At 70.8% G+C, this 20692-nt stretch carries 14 protein-coding genes; 3 read left to right on the top strand and 11 right to left on the bottom strand.

Features of this window, described 5'->3' with window-relative positions:
- Positions 1-25 precede the first annotated feature (25 nt).
- Positions 26-1648: an ABC transporter substrate-binding protein gene (locus J5Y10_RS23955; RefSeq protein WP_209376652.1), complete on the top strand. Its 1623-nt coding sequence runs from the start codon at positions 26-28 to the stop codon at positions 1646-1648.
- Here the strand turns inward: J5Y10_RS23955 and J5Y10_RS23950 are convergent.
- On the bottom strand, positions 1632-2228 hold the full coding sequence (locus tag J5Y10_RS23950) for a hypothetical protein (RefSeq protein ID WP_209376651.1): 597 nt from the start codon (positions 2226-2228) through the stop codon (positions 1632-1634). The two genes, J5Y10_RS23955 and J5Y10_RS23950, sit on opposite strands and share 17 nt — an antisense overlap.
- Before the next feature lie 137 nt (positions 2229-2365).
- On the opposite strand from J5Y10_RS23950, the gene J5Y10_RS23945 reads away from it, so the two are divergent.
- Positions 2366-4066 carry a gamma-glutamyltransferase family protein gene (locus J5Y10_RS23945; protein WP_209376650.1) on the top strand — a complete coding sequence of 567 codons (1701 nt, stop codon included), beginning with the start codon at positions 2366-2368 and terminating at the stop codon, positions 4064-4066.
- Position 4067: 1 nt separating this feature from the next.
- Here the strand turns inward: J5Y10_RS23945 and J5Y10_RS23940 are convergent, their stop codons facing one another.
- From J5Y10_RS23940 to J5Y10_RS23895, 10 genes are all read right to left on the bottom strand, one after another.
- Entirely contained in the window at positions 4068-6695 is a 2628-nt protein-coding gene (locus tag J5Y10_RS23940) for a nitrate reductase (RefSeq protein ID WP_209376649.1), read from the bottom strand.
- The gene (locus tag J5Y10_RS23935; protein ID WP_209376648.1) at positions 6695-8320 is read right to left on the bottom strand and encodes a sulfite reductase subunit alpha; all 1626 of its coding nucleotides are present in this window, start codon (positions 8318-8320) and stop codon (positions 6695-6697) included. Before J5Y10_RS23935 ends, J5Y10_RS23940 begins: the two co-directional genes overlap by 1 nt.
- A complete protein-coding gene (locus tag J5Y10_RS23930) occupies positions 8317-10044 on the bottom strand; it encodes a NirA family protein (protein WP_209376647.1) in 1728 nt (575 codons plus the stop codon). The genes J5Y10_RS23935 and J5Y10_RS23930 overlap by 4 nt, the downstream gene beginning before the upstream one ends.
- Positions 10044-11234, bottom strand: coding sequence for an NAD(P)/FAD-dependent oxidoreductase (locus J5Y10_RS23925; RefSeq protein ID WP_209376646.1), 1191 nt, complete (start codon positions 11232-11234; stop codon positions 10044-10046). Before J5Y10_RS23925 ends, J5Y10_RS23930 begins: the two co-directional genes overlap by 1 nt.
- A complete protein-coding gene (locus tag J5Y10_RS23920) occupies positions 11231-12034 on the bottom strand; it encodes an ABC transporter ATP-binding protein (protein WP_209376645.1) in 804 nt (267 codons plus the stop codon). Before J5Y10_RS23920 ends, J5Y10_RS23925 begins: the two co-directional genes overlap by 4 nt.
- Before the next feature lie 10 nt (positions 12035-12044).
- A complete protein-coding gene (ntrB, locus tag J5Y10_RS23915; RefSeq protein WP_209376644.1) occupies positions 12045-12917 on the bottom strand; it encodes a nitrate ABC transporter permease in 873 nt (290 codons plus the stop codon).
- A 2-nt stretch (positions 12918-12919) separates the two neighbouring features.
- The gene (locus J5Y10_RS23910; protein ID WP_245215036.1) at positions 12920-14179 is read right to left on the bottom strand and encodes a CmpA/NrtA family ABC transporter substrate-binding protein; all 1260 of its coding nucleotides are present in this window, start codon (positions 14177-14179) and stop codon (positions 12920-12922) included.
- Positions 14180-14181: 2 nt separating this feature from the next.
- Positions 14182-15252, bottom strand: coding sequence for a CmpA/NrtA family ABC transporter substrate-binding protein (locus J5Y10_RS23905; protein ID WP_209376642.1), 1071 nt, complete (start codon positions 15250-15252; stop codon positions 14182-14184).
- Between the two features lie 909 nt (positions 15253-16161).
- Positions 16162-16863, bottom strand: coding sequence for a glycosyltransferase family 32 protein (locus J5Y10_RS23900; RefSeq protein ID WP_209376641.1), 702 nt, complete (start codon positions 16861-16863; stop codon positions 16162-16164).
- 299 nt (positions 16864-17162) lie between these two features.
- Positions 17163-17852, bottom strand: coding sequence for an ANTAR domain-containing response regulator (locus tag J5Y10_RS23895; RefSeq protein ID WP_245215033.1), 690 nt, complete (start codon positions 17850-17852; stop codon positions 17163-17165).
- 30 nt (positions 17853-17882) lie between these two features.
- On the opposite strand from J5Y10_RS23895, the gene J5Y10_RS23890 reads away from it, so the two are divergent.
- Complete coding sequence (locus J5Y10_RS23890; RefSeq protein WP_209376640.1) at positions 17883-20690, top strand: phosphoenolpyruvate carboxylase; 2808 nt, start codon at positions 17883-17885, stop codon at positions 20688-20690.
- Positions 20691-20692 lie beyond the last annotated feature (2 nt).

Here is a 20692-nt window from a genome sequence, read left to right as displayed (position 1 = left end):
GCCGTCCACGGCGCGAGAGGGCGGCATGGCACGGCGATGGGTCTGGGGCGGTCTGCTCCTCGGTCTGGCGATGCAGGCTGCGGCCCCGGCGAGGGCGGAATCGCCGCCGGGGACCATCACCATCGCGGTGGAGAGCCCCTTCGGGATCGACCCGCACTTCCTCTTCGTCGGCCCCAACATGGCGGCCGCGCGCCAGATCTACGACAGCATCATCAACCGGGATTCGGAGAGTCGCTTCGTCCCGGGCATCGTGCAGTCCTGGGAAGCACCGGATGACCGGACCTGGCTGCTGCGCCTGCGGCCGGGTGTCACCTTCCACGACGGCAGCCCGCTGACGGCGGATGACATCGCCTTCTCCATCGCCCGGGTGCCGGCCGTGCCGAACAACCCCGGTCCCTATACGTCCAACCTGCGGACCATCGCGGCCGTGGAGGTGGTGGATCCGCTGACCCTGCGGATCCGCACGGACCGGCCGAACCCCACGCTGATGGGGCAGCTGACGAACATCTTCGTCGTCTCCCGCAACGCCGCGCGGGGGGACGGCACGGCGGCCGGCGCCAGCACGGCCGACTTCAACAATGGCCGCGCGGCCATCGGCACCGGGCCCTACCGGCTGGCGGCGATGCACGGCTCCGAAGGCATGTCGCTGGTGCGCAACCCGGGCTACTGGGGCCCTGCGCCGGCCTATGAGAAGGCCGAGATCCGCGTCATCGGCAACGACGCCTCCCGCCTGGCCGCACTGGTGGCGGGCGACGTGGACCTGATCGAAAGCGTGCCGCCCGGCGACGTGGCGCGGCTGGAGCGGGAGCCGCGCGTGATCCTGTTCCGCCACAACTCCGATCGGATCATGTACCTGATCCCCAATGTCGGGGCGGAGCGGCTGGCGCTGCTGACGGATGCGGAGGGCAAGCCGCTGGGCGGCAACCCGCTGCGGGACGTGCGGGTCCGCCGGGCGCTCTCCCTGGCGCTGGACCGGTCGGCGCTCGCCTCCCGCGCGCTGGACGGGCAGGCGGTGCCCACGGGCCAGATGGTGCCGCAGCAGTTCGGGGCCTACGATCCGTCCTTCCCCGTGCCGCGGCCCGATCCGGAGGCGGCGCGGAAGCTGCTGGCGGAGGCGGGCTACCCCCGCGGCTTCGGGCTCTCCATCGCCTGCTCCAACAACCGCTTCGTCAACGACGCGCGGGTCTGCCAGGCGGTGGGGCAGATGTTCACCCGCGCCGGGTTCCAGACGAAGGTGGAGACGATGCCGGGCAGCGTCTTCTTCCCGCGCACCGTGGAGGGGAAGAACGAGTTTCCCGTGATCCTCTACGGGCTCTCGCTCTCTTCCTCGCGCGATGCCAGCTACATCCTCTCCACGGCCGTCCACACGCGGAACGTCCAGCAGGCCTATGGCCAGGGCAACCGCGGCAGCTTCTCGGAGCCGGAGATGGACGCGGCGATCCAGGCGGCCATCACCCGCAGCGACCCCGGGCGGGAGGAGGCGCTGCGCGCCGTGATGCGCGCCGCGATCGACCGCGTCCCGATCATCCCGATGTACAACCAGGTGACCCTCGTCGCTGCGCGGAAGGGCGTGCTCTACGAGCCGCGCATGGACGAGCAGTTGCTGGCCCAGCAGGCGCGGCCCGCAGAGGCTACATTGCGCCCGTGAACTGCTTCAGGCCCGACTTGCGGGCCGCAAGACCCTGGCGCATCGCGGCCTTGTCGGCGTCCGAGGCCCGCATGGAGGAGTTGAGCGGCTTGTCGGTGCCGAGCACGCCGTTGGGGATCTTGTGCACGTTCCGCAGCGGCGCCCCCGGCCCGGCATCGAGGCAAGAGTGCATCAGCTCGTGGAAGATGATGTTCGCCACGGCCCAGTCCCGCGCCCCGTCCGCTCCGCCCCGCGGGTCTCCGCCGCGGATGACGTCGGTGAGATAGACCTCGCAGATCATGGCCTGCTGAGTCTTGGACCATTGCGTCGAGCCGCCGAAGCCCAGATCCGCTTTCGAGGCGCCGCCGTGCTTCACCAGGATGCTGTCGCCCTGGTCCTCCAGGCAGTAGCAGACAAGGTCGAAGTCGGTGACGCTGGAGGCATTGCGGTCCCACCAGTAATCCACCGAGCTGTAGCTGCCGGTGATGCAGGGCTTGAAGTAGTCCATCAGGATCATGCCGGTGGTGCCCTGCCAGGATTCGTTGAACAGGGTTCTCTCGGCCGAGAACTTCCGGACGAGGATGAGGTTCAAGACGGCCATGGCGCTTTCCCGCTTTCCATCCCGGCCGCCGATCATCTAGCCTCCCGTCCCCCGATGCAAGCAAGACGTTCCGGTGCCGTGACATCGTGCCGGCCGTCCATCGGCGGGATGACAATGGGCGGATCAAGGATCGCTGCATGACAACCCGTCCCCTCGTCTCCGGCCCGCGCCACGCGATCAGCGCCGGGCATTACCTCGCCAGCGCGGCGGGGCTGGCCATCCTGGAGGCGGGCGGCAACGCGATCGATGCGGGCGTGGCAGCGGGCCTCGTCCTTGGCGTGGTGCAGCCGGACATCGTGAACTTCGGCGGCGTCGCGCCCATCCTGATTCGGCGCGCGGACGGGCGGGTCGAGAGCATTGCGGGCCTCGGGCACTGGCCCATGTCCCTGCCGCCGGACATCTTCATGCGGGAGCACGGCGGCAAGATGCCGCGCGGCGTGCTGCGGACCGTGGTGCCCGCCGCGCCGGATGCCTGGATCACCGCGCTGGAGCGGCACGGCACCATGGGCTTCGCCGACGTGGCCGGGGCCGCCATCCGCTTCGCGGAGGAAGGATTCCCCGTCTATCCGATGTTCGCGGAGAGCGTCGCCTCCCACGCGAAGGACTATGCGGGCTTCCCGACGAACGCGGCGATCTTCCTGCCCGGCGGCAGGCCGCACCCGGTCGGCGCGCTGTTCATCCAGAAGGATCTGGCCGCCACTATCCGCTTCATGGCGGATGAGGACCGGCATGCCGCCGCAAGGGGCGGGCGGGAGGCGGGGCTGCGGGCCGCGCATGATGCCTTCTACCGCGGCGACATTGCCCGGCAGATCGTCGCCTTCATGAAGGCGGAGGGCGGGTACCTCTCCGCCGAGGACCTCGCCAATTTCCGCTCCCGCCTGGAGCCCGCCTTGACGCGGGACTGGCGCGGGCACGAGGTGACGACCTCCGGCCCCTGGTGCCAGGGGCCGGCGCTGCTGGAGGCGCTGCTGCTGATGGAGCATGCGGGCTTCGACGGCATGGAACACAACAGCCCGGACTACCTGCACCTGCTCGCGGAGTGCCTGAAGGTGGCCATGGCGGACCGCGAGTACCATTTCGGCGATCCCGCCTTCCGCGACGTGCCGCTGGATGCCCTGCTGGGCGAGACGCACCTGGCCGCGCGCGCCGCGGCGATCGACCCGGCGCGCGCCCATCCCGGCATGCCCTCCCCCCGCCTGAACGACGGCACGGGCAAGCACGAGCGGAGCGAGCGGCTGGTCGCGGCGATCGAGCCCGACACCTCCTATGTCGCGGTGGTTGACCGGGAGGGGAACGCCTTCTCCGCCACGCCATCGGACGGCACATGGAACGTGCCGGTCATCCCGGGCCTGGGCTTCGTGGCCTCGCCCCGCGGCACGCAGTCCCGGCCCGATCCGGCGCATCCCTGCGGCGTGCGCCCCGGCGCGCGGCCGCGGCTGACGCCCAATCCCGCTCTCTGCGTGACGCGGGAGGGGGCGGTGATCCCCTTCGGCACGCCGGGCGGCGACGTGCAGATCCAGGCCATGCTGCAGGTGCTGCTGAACCACCTGCACTTCGGCATGGACCTGCAGGAGGCGATCGAGGCGCCGCGCGTGGCGACCTATTCCTTCCCCTCCTCCTTCGCGCCCTACGATTATTTCCCGGGCCGGCTGGCGGTAGAGTCCCGCATCCCCGCCGCCACGCGGGAGGCGCTGCGGGACCGGGGGCACGAGATCCAGGACTGGCCGGACTGGACCTGGTTGGCCGGCAGCGTGGAGGCGGTGCGCTACGATCCCGTCACGGGCGTGAAGGCGGGCGCGGCCGATCCGCGTCGGCCGGCCTACGCCCTGGCGATGTAGATCAAGCCGGGACCATGTCTGCGGCCAGAAGGGCCGCGATCTCCGGCCTGCAGGAGCCGCAGCTCGTGCCGGCCCGCGTGGCCTCGCCCACGGCGGCCACGCTGCCGCAGCCCTGGCGGAGGGCGCGGCACACCGTATCCACCGAGACGCCGTTGCAGACGCAGAGGGTGGGAGAGGGCGGCGGGCCATCGGCGGGGCGACCGGCGAGGAGGGCCGCGGCGCTCGCCACGCCTTCTCCGGCCAGAAGGCCGACCAGCCAGTCGCGCGGGGGCAGGCGGTGGTCCGGCCCGATGAAGAGAACTGCCTCGGCCCGGCCCTGGCGCATCAGCGCGGCGCGGTGAAGACCGGCGGCGGGGTCGTCCAACCGGACCCATTCGGTGCCAAGCTCCTCCAGCAGGGCGGAGAGGCGGGTGAAAGCGTCTTCTGGCGCCTCCGCGCCCGCCAGCTCGTGCCGGAACAGGCCAGGACCTGCGAGGGCAAGGGCCACCCAGTCCGCCACAACCGGGCCGAGGCTGCGGCGGGCGATGAGGAAGCCGTGCCAGGCCGGAGCGAAGGCGGAGAGCGCCACGCGGGCGGATTTCAGCGCGGGCTGGGCGGAAACCGGGTCCACCACGGGCGGGATGGTCCCGTTGATGCGCGCGGCGGGGGCGCGCTCCGCGGTCCAGTGCATCGGCGCGAAGGCAGTGCCGCGGCGCTGGCCGGCATCGTGGCGCAGGCGCAGCACGGCGGAGGCGCCCTCATGGCCGGTGATGCGGGCCAGGCTGCCATCCGGCAGGCCCCCCGCATCGGCGGGGTGGACCACCAGCTCCGGCTCCGGCTTGTGCGCCATCAGCCGGGGCACGCCGCCCGTGCGGGTCATGGTGTGCCACTGGTCGCGCAAGCGACCCGTGAGGAGGGTGAGAAGACCGTTGCCTTCCGGGCGCGGCTTGTGGGCAACGGGGACGAAGCGCGCGCGGCCGGCGGGGAAGGCACCGTCGGCGAAGAAGCGGGGCTTGGCGGTGCCCCCGGCGGGCACGGGCCAGCGCGTGGGGGGCAGGGCGGCGTAGTCCGCGTCGGACAGGTCGGCGAGGCCGGAGATGTCGAAGGCGCGGGTGCCGTTGTTGCCGAGGCCGGTGAGAGCCGCGTGCTCGCGGAAGATGGCGGCGGCATCGGGCCATGCAAATTCGGCGCCCCAGCCGAGGCGGGCGGCGACCTGGGCGACGATCCACCAGTCCTGCCGCGCCTCGCCGGGCGGCGGCAGGAAGGCGCGCTGGCGGGAGATGACACGTTCGGAGTTCGTGACGGTGCCGTCCTTCTCCGCCCAGCCGAGGGCGGGCAGGCGGACATGGGCGAAACCGGCGGTGTCCGTGTCCCGCATGACCTCGGACACGACGAGGAAGGGCGCGCGGCGCATCGCGTCCCGCGCCGCCTCCGCTTCCGGCAGGGAGACGGCGGGATTGGTGGCCATGACCCAGAGGGCGCCGATCCTGCCGGCGCCGAGGGCGCGGAACAGGTCCACCGCCTTCAGCCCGGGGCCGACGGCGAGGTTCGGGGCGTTCCAGTGGCCGCGCACGAGATCGGCCTCGCCCGGCACGGACCAGTCGAGATGGCCGGCGAGGACATGGCCGAGCGCGCCCACTTCCCGCCCGCCCATGGCGTTGGGCTGGCCCGTGACCGAGAAGGGGCCGGCGCCGGGCTTTCCGATGCGGCCCGTCAGCAGATGGCAGTTGATGATGGCGTTGGCGCCGTCCGTGCCCGTCTCGGACTGGTTGATGCCCTGCGACCAAAGGGTGACGGTGCGGGGCGTGCTCGCGAACCAGTCGACGAAGGTGGCGAGGTCGGCGGGGTCCAGCCCCGTGCGCTGCGCCGCATGCGCGGCGTCGGCGTGGGCGGCGGTGAGTGTGGCGTCCAGGCCCTGCGTGTGGGCGTAGACGTAGCTGTGGTCGGCCAGGCCGCGGTCGTGCAGGTGGGCCAGGAGGGCGTTGAACAAGGCGACGTCGGAGCCCGGACGGATCCCGAGATGCAGGTCCGCGCCCTCCGCGCTCGGCGTGCGGCGGGGATCGACGATGACGAGCCGCATATTGGGCCGCATGGCGCGCGCGGCCGCGATGCGCTGGAACAGCACGGGGTGGCACCAGGCGAGGTTGCTGCCGACCAGCACCACGAGTTCCGCCTCTTCGAGGTCCTCGTAGAGGCCGGGCACGACGTCCTCGCCGAAGGCGCGCTTGTGGGCGGCCACCGCGCTGGCCATGCAGAGCCGGGAGTTGCTGTCGATGTTGGCGGTGCCGAGAAAGCCCTTCGCCAGCTTGTTGGCGGCGTAGTAGTCCTCCGTCAGCAGCTGGCCGGAGACGTAGAGGGCCACGCCGTCGCGGCCGAGATCGGCCTGCGCCTTTCGGAAGCCCTCCGCCACCGCGTCCAGCGCGGCGCCCCAGGACGCGCGCTTGCCGCCGACCTCCGGGTGCAGCAGGCGGCCCGGCAGGTCCAGCGTCTCGCCCAGCGCCGTGCCCTTACTGCAGAGGCGGCCCTTGTTCGCGGGGTGCTCGGTATCGCCCGCAATGCGTCCATCCGGCGCGGCGAGAACGCCGCAGCCGACGCCGCAATAGGGGCAGGTCGTGCGCGTCAGGCCGGAGGGCGGGGGCAGCGCGTCCATCAGTACACGTCGCGCTGGTAGCGGTTCTGGCGGGCCAGGGCGACGATCCAGTCGCGCGCGGCGTCCGCGTCCATCCGGCCTTCCTTCATGGCGATCTCGCGCAGCGTGGTGTCCACGTCCTTCGCCATGCGGGCAGCGTCGCCGCAGATGTAGAAGCGCGCGCCGTCCTGGAACCAGCGCCAGAGGTCGGCGGCGCTTTCCTTCATGCGGTCCTGCACGTAGGTCTTCTTCGCGCCGGGATCGCGCGACCAGGCGAGCGAGAGACGCTCCAGCGTGCCATCGGCCCTCCAGTCCTCGATCTCCTCGCGGAAGAGGTAGTCGGTGGCGGATCTCTGGTCACCGAAGAAGAGCCAGGTGCGGCCCTTGATGCCCTGCGCGGCGCGGTGCTGCAGGAAGGCGCGGAAGGGCGCGATGCCCGTGCCGGGGCCGCACATGATGACGGGGGTGGAGGGGTCCTCCGGCAGGCGGAAGTGGGAGACCTGCATGTAGGCGGGCATGATCTCGGTGATCGCGCGCTCCCGGTCGCCGGGCGTGGCATGGCCTTCGCCCTCAATGAGGTCGGGGATGGCGCGGAAGCCGAGATGGGAGGAGGCGACGCCCTGGCGCACGCGGCCGCGCCGGTCTGCCTTCACCACGGAGACGCAGAGCTCGACCTTCCCCGGCACGGCGAGGGGCGAAGAGGCGATGGAGTAGAGGCGGGGCTTGAGGCCGGGAAGGGAGGCGGCGAGGTCGGCCAGCGAGGGACGTGCGGAGGGGAAGTGCTCCAGCAGGTCCAGCAGGTCGGCGTCCTGCGGCTCCGCGTCGTCCTCCCCGTCAGTCAGCTTGCGGAGCATGGCCGCTTCCTTGGCGTCCTTCGCCGCGCCGGCGAGAAGGTCCGTGGTGCGGTCCAGCGGGCGGGCGATGGCGAGGTGCGTCAGGAAGGCCTCGCGTGCGGGGCGAGCCATGCCATCGGGGCAGGGCACCGGCTCCTCCCCCGTGGCGCCGAGGATGCGGAGGCAGGCTTCCACCAGCTCCGGGTCGTTCGGCGCCAGCAGGCCGAGGCTGTCGCCGGGATCGTAGCGCAGTCCGCTGTCTTCGAGGTCCAGCACGATGTTGCGGACGTCCTTGGCGGAACCTTCGCCGGAAAGGGCATGCACGGCGAGGACGCGGATGGGCACCATGGCCGGGCCCGTGGCCTTGGCGGTAGGGGCGGGCGCCGTTGCGGCGGGGGCTTCGGCCTGCAGGGCCTTCAGCGCCTTCTGCGTCGCCTTGCCGCCGGGAACGCAGAGGGAAAGCGAGCCCTCCGCACCCGAGGCGATGGCCTCCGCATAGCTCTTGCAGACATAGCCGCACTGGCCGCAATCCAGCTGCGCCATGGCGGCCATGTAGCGCCGGGATTGTGGCTTGTCCGCCGCCATCAGCAACCGCTCATCCAGCGAGAGCGCCGGGTCGTGCCAGGGAAAGTCCTCCTCCGGCTCCGGCGCGGGGGCGGCCGCGCTGCCGGCCGCCCCCGCGCCGCCGTAGAGGCCGGCGAGGAAACCGTTCAGCCAGGCGCGCTGCTCCGGCGAGAAAGGCGCGCTTTCCGGGATCATCGGGGTGGGGGCGGGGCCAGGGAAGGCGCCCGCGACGGGGGAAATGGCGTTCACGCGTCGATCTCCGCGGCGCTGCGACCGGTCATGGCCAGAAGCTCGGCTTCGCCGTGGCGGTCGGTGAAGGCCTGGAAGGTGAGTTCGGCGGCTTCGGCCTGCCAGGCGCGCAGCAGGTTCAGCACCGCCGGGCCCAGATCGTCATGCGCCACCTTCGGGAGGACCAAGCGGCCGATGCGCTGCTCCATCCCCGCACCGCCGCCGACATGGAGGTCGTAGCCCTCCACCTCCTCCTCGCCGCGCTCCACCTTGGCGCCGATCAGGCCGATGTCGCCGATATAGTGCTGGGCGCAGGAGTTGTGGCAGCCGGTGAGGTGGATGTTGATCGGGCGGCTCACGGCGATTCGGGAATCCAGGTAGTCCGCCAGCGCCGCCGCGTGCTGCTTCGTGTGGGCGGCGGCGAACTTGCAGCCGGCCGCGCCCGTGCAGGCAACGAGGCCGCCGCGCACGTGGCTGGCGGTGGTGCCGAAGCCGATCGCCTCGATCTCGCGGCAGGCTTCCGCCATGCGGTCGCGCGGGATGTCGGAGATGAGAAGGTTCTGCCAGACCGTCAGGCGCAGGGTGCCGCTGCCATAAGTGTCGGCGATGCGGGCCAGGGCGCGGAGCTCGTCGGCGGTGATGCGGCCGACGGGCAGGACCACGCCGACATATTGCAGGCCGTCCTGCTTCTGGTCGTGCACGCCGAGATGGCCGTGCTTGTCGGCGGGCGGCGCGGACTCGCCGCCATCCACCTCGCGCAGCGGGGCGCCCAGCTGGGCCTCCACCGCCTCGATGAAACGGGGCAGGCCCCAGGTATCCAGCAGGTATTTCAGGCGGGACTTGCGACGATCCGTGCGGTCGCCATGGGCGAGGAAGACGCGGAGGATGGCGTCGCAGACCTTCACCACCTCGTCCGCTGCCACCACGCGGCCCGTGTCGCGCGCGAAGTCGCGGTGGCCGGTGATGCCGCCGAGGGCAAGGCGGAACAGGACCTCCTCCCCGACCTTCACGGCGGCGAAGGCGATGTCGTTCGTGTCCTCCACCACGGCCACGCGGCTGCCGCCGTCGATGGAGATGTTGAACTTGCGCGGCAGGCCGAAGAGGTCGCGCGTGTTCAGGATGTGGTGGTGCAGCTTGCGGACGATGGCGCGGGTGTCGATCAGCTCGTGGGGATCGATGCCGCTGGTGGGGGATGCCGTGATGTTGCGGATGTTGTCCGCGCCCGTGCCCTTGGGGATGATGCCGAGGTCGGCCAGACGCTCCAGCAGCTCCAAGCCCTTGTCCGCGGGGATCTCGCGGATCTGCAGGTTGTTGCGGGTGGTGGCGTCCACGTAGCCGCCGCCGCACTCCTCCGCGATGGCCGCAATGCCGCGCGCCTGGTGGGTCGAGAGGATGCCGCCGGGGATGCGCAGGCGGCACATGAAGGAATCCTGCGTCGGGCCGACGTAGAACAGCCCGTGCCAGCGCGTGGCCAGGTTCTCCAGCCCATGGGGGAATTTGCCCGCCCTGGCGCGCGCCTCCACCTCGTCCCAGCGGTCCAGCGGGTGCTTCTCCCGCTTCATCCTCTCCTCGGGGCTCAGCTTGCCGCCGGCCGCCACCGCCGCGTCCTGCGCGGCGCGCATCGCGTCCGGCGGCGCGCCGCCCTCCGCGGCGCCACCGGGGGAGAGCGTGCCGCGGCGGGCCTCGACGCCCGCCATGAAGCCCTGGAGGTAGTTCTGCTGCTCGGGGGTGAAGCTGCCGTCCATCACGCCGCATCCTTGAGGTAGGCCTGGCCCAGGGCCGCGTCCGCGCGGGACGCGACCGGGCGGCCGCTCGCAATCAGGATCTGGTAGAAGCCGGCCTCGCTGGTGTCGCCGTAGAGCACGGCGCCGACGAGGCGGCCTTCGCGCCACCACAGGCGGCGGTAGGATTCGCCGGCGCGCAGGGTCACCGCCTCTGCATTGGCGGGCGCCACCTCGCCGCCGGACCAGACATGGGTGCCGGAGACCTTGAGGGCGGCGGATTCCGCGCGCGGCGCCCAGATGGCGGCCTCTCCGGCGATGGTGGCGGCGGCGATCTCCGCCTGCTCCAGCGCGGGGGCGACGAGGCCGATCAGGCGACCCTCCACCTCCGCGCACTCGCCGATGGCGAGGACGTTCGGATCGCTGGTGTGCATGGCGGCGTCGGCCACGATGCCGCGCGCGACCTCCAACCCGCTGACTTTCGCCAGATCGACGTTCGGGCGCACGCCGACGCACATGGCGACGAGGCGGGCGGGGATGCGCTCGCCAGACTTCAGCAGCACGGCCTCGGCGCGCTCCTTGCCCTCGATGGCGACGGTCGCGGCGGGCATGTGGATGGTCAGGCCGCGGGCGCGCAGGCGATTCGCCAGCAGCGTGCCCGCGTCGTAATCGAGCTGACGCTCCATCGGCCAGCCGACGGCATGGAGCACCGTCACCTTCATGCCGCGCGCGGCGAGGCCGACGGCGGCTTCAAGGCCCAGAAGTCCGCCGCCGATCACCACGGCGGGCCCGCCGTCGCGCGCGACCTGCAGCATCTGGCGGCTCTCGGCGAGGTCGCGCCAGGCAATGACGCCGGGCAGATCGGCACCCGGCAGGGGCAGGCGGAAGGAGCGGCTGCCGGTGGCGATGACACAGCGGTCGTAAGGGATGCGCTCGCCGCGGGCGGTGATGGCTTCGCGCGCGGTGAGGTCCAGCCGCTCGATCCGCGTGCCTGGGCGGTAGGAGACGCCCGCCGCGCGCAGGTCGGCGAGGGTGTGGGTGATCAGCGCCTCCTGGGTCAGATCGCCCACGAGGTGCTTGGAGAGGGCGACCCGGTCGTAGGGCAGGGCCGGCTCGGCACCCGCCAGCAGCACCTGGGCGCCGGGCACGCGCCCGGCGGTCCGCAGGGCGCAGCGCGTGCCGGCCGGGCCGGCGCCGACGACCAGGATCCTCATGCCGCGGCCAGCCCCGGCGCGGTGTGGCGGTGGTGCAGGAACTCCAGCACCGCGGCACGGGCTGCGATGAAGCGCGGATCGGCCACGAGCGCGAGGCGGTCGCGCGGGCGGGGCAGGTCCACCTCCAGGATTTCGCCGATCCGGGCATTGGGGCCGTTGGTGAGCATCACGATACGGTCGGAGAGCAGCACGGCCTCGTCCACGTCGTGGGTGATCATCATCACCGTGCTGCCGAGATCCGCGTGAATTTGCATCACCTGGTCCTGCAGGTGTGCGCGGGTCAGGGCGTCCAGCGCGCCGAAGGGCTCGTCCAGCAGCAGGACCTTCGGCTTCATCGACAGCGCGCGGGCGATGCCGATGCGCTGCTTCATGCCGCCGGAGATCTCGCCCGGGCGCTTGTCCTTGGCGTGGGTCATGCGGACGAGGGCGATGTTCTCCAGCGTCCATTCGTGCCGCTCGGCCTTGGACATGGTCTTGGAGAGCGTCTGGTCCACGGCGAGGCGGACGTTCTCGTAGCAGGTGAGCCAGGGGAGGAGGGAGTGGTTCTGGAACACCACGGCGCGGTCCGGGCCGGGGCCGGAGATCTCGCGCCCGTCCAGCACCACGCCGCCGCCGGAGGCGTCCAGCAGCCCCGCCACCACGTTCAGCAGCGTAGACTTGCCGCAGCCGGAATGGCCGATGACGGAGATGTACTCGCCGCGCCGGATCTTCAGGTCGATGCCGTTCAGCACCGGCACGCGGGAGCGCCCGAAGGCGACGGTGACATCGGAGATGTCGAGGAAGGCTTGGTTGCCGCTCATGATCACGTCCTCAGGCCGTCGCGGTGCCGCGGGTGACGAGGTGGCCGACGAGGGCCATCAGCCGGTCCAGCAGGAAGCCGACGATGCCGACGTAGAACAGGGCCACGATGATGTCGGACAGGTTGGAGGAGTTCCACGCGTCCCAGATGAAGAAGCCGATGCCGACGCCGCCGATGAGCATCTCCGCCGCGATGATGGCGAGCCAGGAGAGGCCGACGCCGATCCGCAGGCCCGTGAAGATGTAGGGGGCGGCGGCGGGCAGGATGATGCGCCACCAGTAGGCCGGGCCGCGCAGGCGGATCACGGCGGCGACGTTGCGGTAGTCCTGCGGCACGTTCCGCACGCCGACCGCGGTGTTGATGATGATCGGCCAGACCGAGGTGATGAAGATCACGAAGATCGCGGAGGGCTGGGCTTCCCGGAACGCGGCGAGCGACAGTGGCAGCCAGGCGAGCGGCGGCACGGTGCGCAGCACCTGGAAGATCGGGTCCAGCCCGCGCATCGCGAGCTTGGAGGTCCCGATCAGCAGCCCCACGGCGATGCCGGCTATGGCGGAGAGGGTGAAGCCCACAGCGACGCGCTGGAGGCTGGCGAGCAGGTGCCAGAACAGGCCCTTGTCCAGCCCGCCATTGTCGAAGAACGGATCGACGATCAGGTCGTGCGCGTCCGCCCAGACCTTGGAGGGCGGCGGCAGCGTGGCGCCGGCGCCGCTCGCCGCCGCTTCCCACAGCAGCCCGAGGGCCAGCACGACAAGCACGGGCGGCAGGACCCGCTCGGCATAGGGGCGCAGGCGGGTGGCGAGGGTCGGGACCGGCATCATCGCCGGCTCGGCGACCGTGACGGCCGGGTTGGCCGCCACCGGGGTCTGGACGGAAGCGTTCATGGTCAGGCCGCCGCTGTCTTCTTGATGGAGAGGGAGGCGAGGTAGGCCGCCGGGTTCTCGGGGTCGAAGACCTTGCCGTCGAAGAAGGTCTCGCGGCCGCGGGACGTGCCGTTGGGCATCTCGCCGGCCGGCACGCCCGCGCGGGCGGCCGCGGCGCGCCAGATGTCCTCGCGGTTCACCTCGCCGATGAGCTTCTTCGTGTCCGTGCTCTCCGGCAGCACGCCCCAGCGGATGTCCTCCGTCAGGAACCACTGCTCGTGGCTGCGGAAGGGGTAGGAGGCGTGGTCGCGCCAGAACTTCATCAGCAGCGGCGACTTCTCCACCTTGCGGCCGTCGCCGTAGTCGATGTTGCCGAGGGAGCGGTCGAGGATGTCCGTGACGGGCACGTTGAACCAGGCGCGCTTGCCGATGATGCTGCACATCTCCGGCTTGTTCGCCTCGGCGTCGCACCAGCGCTGGGCCTCGATCACGGCGGCGGTCAGGGCCTCGGCAGCCTTCGGGTTGGCGTTCACCCAATCCGCGCGCATGCCCAGCGACTTCTCCGGGTGATCCTTCCACAGCTCGCCCGTCACGGCGGCGGTGAAGCCGATCTTCTGGTTCACCGTCTGGTCCGGCCAGGGCTCGCCCACGCAGAAGGCGTCCATGGTGCCGACCTTCAGGTTCGCCACCATCTGCGGCGGCGGCACCACGATGGTCTGCAAGTCCTTGTCCGGGTCGATGCCGGCGGCGGCGAGCCAGTAGCGGATCCACAGGTCGTGCGTGCCGCCGCGGAAGGTCATGGCGACCTTGCTCTCCGGCGTCATCGCGCGCTTGAGGCCGGAGGCGTCGATGGTGACGCCCGTGGCCTTGTGCTTGTTGGCGACAGACAGGCCCTGTCCCTGGGTGTTCAGCCGCGCCAGGATCGCCATCGGCACCGGCTGGCTGTTCTGCGTCACGCGCCCCGTGTGCATCAGGTAGGGCATGGGCGTGAGGATGTGGGCGCCGTCGATGCCGCCCGCGCCGCCGCCGAGCACGAGGTTGTCGCGGGTCGCGCCCCAGCTGGCCTGCTTGGAAACCTCGACGTCCGGCATGCCGTGCTTGGCGAAGAGGCCCTTCTCCTTCGCGATGATCAGCGGCGCGGCATCGGTGAGCGCGATATAGCCGAGCACCGCCTTCTTGACCTCCGGCACGGTGGAGCCCTGCGCGAAGGCACCGCGCGGCGCGGTGGCGCGGGCGGCCGCGAAGAGGGCGGCGGTGGCGGCGATGGCCTGGCGTCTGTTCATGCTCACGCGGCTTTCTCCTCGGGGAGGGTCACGGTTCGGGGTTCGGCTTCGCCCAGCAGGGCGGCGGCGGCGTGCCAGGTGGCATCGCCGAAGGCGGAAAGGGCGCTCTCGTCCGGCACGCCCTCCGGCACGTGGCCCCAGCGGCGCATCTGCCGCAGGTACCAGGCGGCGGCCTCGGGCCGGGCCAGGGTCGCCTCGCGGAAGCGCATGGGGGCCGGCAGCGCGCGCGTGCCGTTCGCGGTGGGCGTCAGCCCGTCCAGCGCCAGCCGCACCGTCTCTCGCGCCATGAAGGGGAAGACGCGGGCATGCATCAGCCGCGCCGCATCGTCGCGGTTGGCGGGGTCGTCCAGCCAGCGGGCGGCGGCGATCACGGCGGCGGTCACCGCCACGCCGCTCTCGAAAGGCAGGCCCTCGCGGAAGGCGAGCACCTTTTCCGGGTGGTCCGGCCAGATGTCGCCACCTGTCAGCGCCACGCGGCCGAGGCCGAGCGCCGCGGCGTGGCTGCCCCAGGGCTCGCCGGCACAGAAGCCGTCTACCTCGCCCGCCTCCAGCGCGCGCGCGGTACGGGGCGGCGGCACGAGGACGAGGCGCAGGTCGTGGTCCGGGTCCAACCCGCCGGAGGCGAGCCAGTGGCGCAGCAGGTAATGGTGGGAGGAGAAGGGGAACACGGCCGCCAGCCGCAACGGCGGGCGCCCGGCGGCGGCGCGGGCGCGGATGGCGGCGGCGAAGGCCTCGGCCGAGAGCGGCGCGCCGTCCGGGTCCAGCCCGGCCTCCTCCGCCATCGCGTTGGAAAGGGTGAGGGTGTTGCCGTTGCGGCCGATGCCGGCGCCGACCGAGAGCCGCGCGCGCACCCCGCCCAGGCTGCAGGAGAGGGCGATGGGCATGGGGGCCAGCAGGTGGGCGCCGTCCAGGATGCCGTGGGCCAGCCGGTCCCGCACCGCCGCCCAGGCAGATTCCTCGGAGAGCGCCACGCGGGCGCCGTGCTGGCGGAACAGCCCCATCTCCTCGGCGACGAGAAGCGGCGCGGCGTCGGTCAGGGGCACATAGCCGATGCGGAGGGGCCGGTCTGGCATGCGCGCTCCGGGCTCCCCCTGTCGGAAAAATCCTGGGGAAGCGGGAGGCGGGCCGCCATTGGACCGCCGGATGGCCGATCGGGGTGGCCGAGGACCTGCATCGTTGCAGGCCGACCCCGTAGGCCTCATTGATCATGCGGCGGTGCAGGCAGGCAAGCGAAATACGCAACTTATTCGGGCAAAGACGAAAAGGCACTCGGAAAAACGACGACATTTTGTGCGAGAAGCCTAAAAGTTGATCAAATCGCTCCTCATTGGCAGTAACTCGACGCCTGTCCTATCGCCTTGCCGTTCAGCTCAACTGTGAAGCTGGCCGGAGGACTCAGCTCTGGGCGGGCAGTGGAGGCACCTGCGGGGCTATGGTGCTGCAGGCACGAACGGACTGGGTGGCGAGATGATCGGCATACGCAGGCGCGATCCGGTGGCCCGGCGGATCTCGGCTGGTCCCTAGTTAAGCGACGGCACCGTGATCCGCCACGTCGCTGAGTGCTGCTCCCTGCTCCCGATACGCGAACCTTCATCGCCTCAGAGCCCGAACGCTGAATCCCCAACCGACATCTCGGCTGAGCGAGATGAGCGAAATCGAGCAACCTTTCGTCTCATAAGCCCATGCTCGACTTGCAGCCTGTGCTTGGCTCTGCACCGTTGCGCGGTTGCCCTGTGGGCAAGGGTTCGATTGCCGGCGCGCTTACCAGTGGAGTGGTGACGTGAGCTCTGAAAATTGTCGCAGGACCAAGCGTGCTCCGGCGGCTCTTTCGAAGATAGAGCCTCAGCCGCCTAGCCATCAACATTCGACGGAAAAGCTTGTCTGCCGCAACGGCGAACGACCGCCAGGCACTGCACGGCGCAGGCTTGTTTCGTTGGATGTTCTTTATTGCATTTCACGAGATCATGATGTCGGGACAATGGTCACTTCCGCAAACCGTCATATAGTGTGTAGAGGCGCCCTAACACTTTTTGGGCAAAATAAGGGTGAACGATCGGCTGCGACAGCTTGCTGTAATGCGACACGAGAATCTTCTTGTGATCCGCATTGGCTGGAAGCATCGAATAATCCAGGCCCAAGTCCCTGTGTTGCTGCGCGGTCCGATGCAGCCCGGCATTTAGTAGCGGCAACATCGCAATCGTATAAGCGATCGGTCCTGTCAAACGTAGCACGGCATTGACTCCGCAGCCGTGCATCTGCGGGATGTAGCAGTCGATATTCCGGAGAACCGCATTGATTACTGCGTGCATGTAGGGATGGCCAGGCGCACATATAACGTGCCATTGTTGGAACTCGCCGCCCTTGATCCTCCCGGCGAAATCCCAGTCGTGGCTACCCCAACCATCGAAGGCCGCGTCCTCTGGCCACTGCGCGAGTATCAATCGATCATTTGGGAGTAAAAGCTCGTCCAGGGGGCGGCTAGCCGTGCTCTTGATGTCGAGGTAAACACCGCCCGTGTGATAGGCCAACAGATAGCGAAATACATCGGCCCGCGCCGCACCATATCGGGGGTCGATCCGCTCAAAGCGAGCCAGTATATTTGATCCGTAAGCATCTCGAATAAATTGACTGACGGCAGCATCATCGTAGAATCGATAATCCCAGCCGACATTGCGCGCGCGCATCTCGGCTATACTGTCACGGATGACTGTGGGTATAGCGTCCCAAGATCGATATGTTTGATGTATGATCCTTGGAATGGACAGACCTTCTTTCTGGTGTGGCACATAATCTCGGGTGGTGGGCTGGTTCAGGAATAAACTGGGTAAAATTCTTTGAATTGCCATTACCCTAAATCTCCGCCGATCATTTTTACCTTAGAAGCCAGAGGCACGAACCCTGCGAGCCATTCCCGCCCTATAAGCCATCCTTCGTCCTCCTCTTCTCAGAGCGCAGCCATCTGACGAAGGGTGCGTGCAAATGCCTAGGATTTGTCCAGGATGGTCTGTGCAACGTCCACCATGCGGCGTCCCTGGTCCATCGCAGACCGCCGCAGTCGGCGATAGGCCTCCTCCTCGCTCAGCCGTCCGCGCTCCATGAGCCTCGCCTTGGCGCGATCAATGATGGTGCGGGCGGCGAGAGTGGCGCGGGTCTGTTCCAGCTCCTGCCGCATGGCGTGATGGGCGCGGAACCGGCGGATCGCCACCTCGATCACCGGTCGTACACGGGTGGGCGCCAGGCCCTCCACGACATAGGCGGCCACCCCTGCCTCCAGCGCCGCCTCGATCTGCTCGGGCTCGCCCCGTTCGGCGAAGAGGACCACGGGGCGGGGCTCGTCGCGGTTCAGGGCGCGCATGCTCTCCAGCGCGTCGCGGCCGGGGTCGTCCAGGTCGCAGACGATCACCTCTGCGCCCGATTCGCGGACGCGTCGGGTCAGGTCGGCGGCGTCGGGTGCCAGGGCCACCACCTCGTAGCCGGCCGCCCGCAGGCCGGCCGAGACCAGGGCGGCGCGCTCGGTGTCCGCATCGACGAGAAGGACGCGCAGGCCCCTGATCCCTTCATCCGCCCCGGCACGTTCCGGTATGCGGTACTGTCCTACGCAAGGGCTTTGCCAGAGTTCTTGCAGCGCAGCATGTCCGGCGCGGTTGCCGGCCGTCCCTCGCGGCCGCAGCATCCCCCGGCCAGAAGCAGAAGGAAGTCGGGCATGGCGAAAGCCGGCAAGGAGGGCGCCCCGCCGCCCGACCTCGTGGCCTTGGCCGCGGCGGCCCGCGCCCAAGGGCGGGGCGATCCTTTCGCCACCCCGGCGCTGGCCATGGCCCTCGCCCTCAGCCGGCGGCTGGATGACGGGGAACTGGACCTGCCCGCCCTGCGCGCGGCGCTGCGGCGGATCGGGGACCAGGCTTTTGCCGACCGCGCGAAGCGCCTGTCCCGGCAGGTGGGCGGCACGGACGCGGCGGAGACGGATGCCGCGCTGATCGCCGTGGCCAAGCGCGCCGCCCGGCCGGACCCGGCGGACAGCCCCGTGCCCTTCGCCGCCTTCCGCCTGACCTGCGAGCGGCCCCGGGCGGCGGCGGTCTTCACCGCCCACCCCACCTTCTCCCTCCCGCGGGAGACCAATCGCGCCCTGGCCGAGGCCGCCTGCGGTGCGCCGATCCCCGAGGGCCTGCCCCTGCGCCCCGTGCCGCCGGACCTGGAGGAGGAGTTCTCCCAGGCCGCCTTCGCCATCGCCAACGGGCGGGACGCGCTGGACCGGCTCTCCGCCGCCTTCCTCGGCGTGGCGCGGGAGACCTGGCCGGACCGCTGGCGGGGGCTGATCCCCACGCCCGTCATCCTCTCCTCCTGGGTGGGCTACGACACGGACGGGCGCACCGATATCGGCTGGCAGGACACGCTGCGGCTCCGGCTGCGGATGAAGGAACTGGGTCTTGCGCGGCTGGAAGCGCAGATCGGCGCCCTGCCGCCGGATGGCGCGGAGCCGCTGCGTGAGCGACTGGCCCTGGCGCTGGAGGCGGTGCGCGCGCAGATCGCGGCCTGCCCCCCCTCCGGCCAGCCCGATCCAGAGGCGGCGCGGCGCTTCGCGCTGGCCCTGGTGGACCGGCGGGACGACGCGCTGACCACGCCGGAGCCGCTGCTGGAACTGTTCGGCGGCGCCATCGCCGCCGCGCCGGATGATGGCGCGCGTGTGGCGCTGCTCGTCGCGCGGGCCGGGCTGGTGGCGCACGGGCTGTCGCTGGCGCACACCCATGTCCGGCTGAATTCCAGCCAGCTGCACAACGCCGCGCGACTGCGGGCGCCGGCGCTAGGCGGCGGGCCGGACGACGTGGCGCGCCGCCGCGCCCTGTTCGGCGCCATCAACGCCGCGCTGGACGAGGCGAAAGCGGAACCCGTGGACACGGGCGGGCTGCTGGCGGAATCGGCCAGCGCCATGCGGTTGATGATGACGGTCGCGCAGATCGCCAAGCACGTCGACGCATCCCAGCCCGTGCGCTTCCTGGTGGCGGAGACGGAGAGCGGCTTCACGCTGCTCTGCGCGCTGCTGCTGGCGCGGATCTGCGGCGCGGAGCGGCACGTGGAGATCAGCCCGCTCTTCGAGACGGCCGAGGCGCTGGAGATGCGCGGGGAGCGGGTGATCGAGGAGGCGCTGCGATCCCCGCACTGGCGCGCCTACCTTAAAGGCATCGGGCGGCTCTGCCTGCAGTTCGGCTACTCGGATTCCGGGCGCTATGTCGGGCAGCCCGCCGCATCCCACCTGATCGAGCGGCTGAAGCTGCGCGTGGCCGGGCTGCTGGAGCGGCACGGGCTGTCGGACCTGGAAATCGTGATGTTCGACACCCATGGCGAAGGTCTGGGGCGCGGCGGCCACCCGGACGGGCTGGCCGCGCGCTTCGCCTATGTGGACCCGCCCGCCGTGCGCGCCGCCATGGCGGCCGCGCGCATCCCGCTCCGGCTGGAGACGAGCTTCCAGGGCGGCGACGGCTACCAGCTCTTCGGCACGCCCGCCCTGGCGCACGCCACCGTCGCCCGGATCGCGGAGCACGCTTTCGCCGCGCTGCCGGCGGAGGTGCAGGACCCCGTCTATGTGGAAGCCGGCTTCGCGGCGGACCTCTTCGCGGGGATGCGCGGCGCCATGGCGGCGCTGGTGGAGGATCCCGGCTATGCGGGCCTGCTCGGCGGCTTCGGGCCGGCGCTGCTGGACCGCACGGGATCGCGCCCCGCAGCCCGGCAGAGCGACACGGGCGGCCCTGCCACGATCCGCCACCCGCGCGAGCTGCGTGCCATCCCCAACAACGCCGTGCTGCAGCAGTTGGGCTTCCTCGCCAACCTGACTCAGGGACTGGGGGCGGGCGCCTCGCGGGAGCCGGAGGGCTTCGCGGAACTCGTGCGGAAGTCGCCACGCTTCGCGGGCGCCATGGCCTTCGCGCGGGCGGGCCTCTCCCTCTCCGATCCTGACGTGCTGCGCGCCTATGTCGCCACCCTCGATCCCGGGATGTGGTTGGATCGCGCAGCGAATGCGCGCCGCCCCGCGAATGCGGCCGCGCTGACGGCCGTGGCGGCGGCGCTGGAGGATTTCGGGCTCGGCGATCCCGTGCGCCGCACCTTCCGCCGGTTGCTGGCGGATGACACCGCACTGCGCGGCGCCTGGCCGACCGAGGCGCCGCTCATGTCGGACCGGCTCTTTGCCGTGCACGCGGTGCGGCTGCTGATGATACAGCGCATCTGGATGCGCGCCGTCGGAATTCCCGAGTTCTCGCCCCGCCACGGCGTGACGCGGGACGGGCTGCTGCGCCGCCTGCTGCGGCTGGACGTGGAGGAGGCGGCGAAGCTGCTGGACGAGGTCTTCCCCGCCCACGAGCCGCCGAGCGCCGCGCTGGACTATGGCGAGCCGCCCGCACCGCGCCACGGCGGCTACGGGCGCGAGCACGCGGAGCTGATGGAACCGCTGCGGGAGATGTTCGCGATGGTCCGGGAAGCGACAGCGGTGGTTTCGCTGGAGTGCGGGGCCTTCGGCTGAGG

The organism is Roseomonas indoligenes, from assembly GCF_017813365.1.
Lineage (GTDB): Bacteria > Pseudomonadota > Alphaproteobacteria > Acetobacterales > Acetobacteraceae > Roseomonas > Roseomonas indoligenes.
Note: the sequence above shows the minus strand (reverse complement) of the source record. Positions and strands in the feature narration are given on the sequence as shown.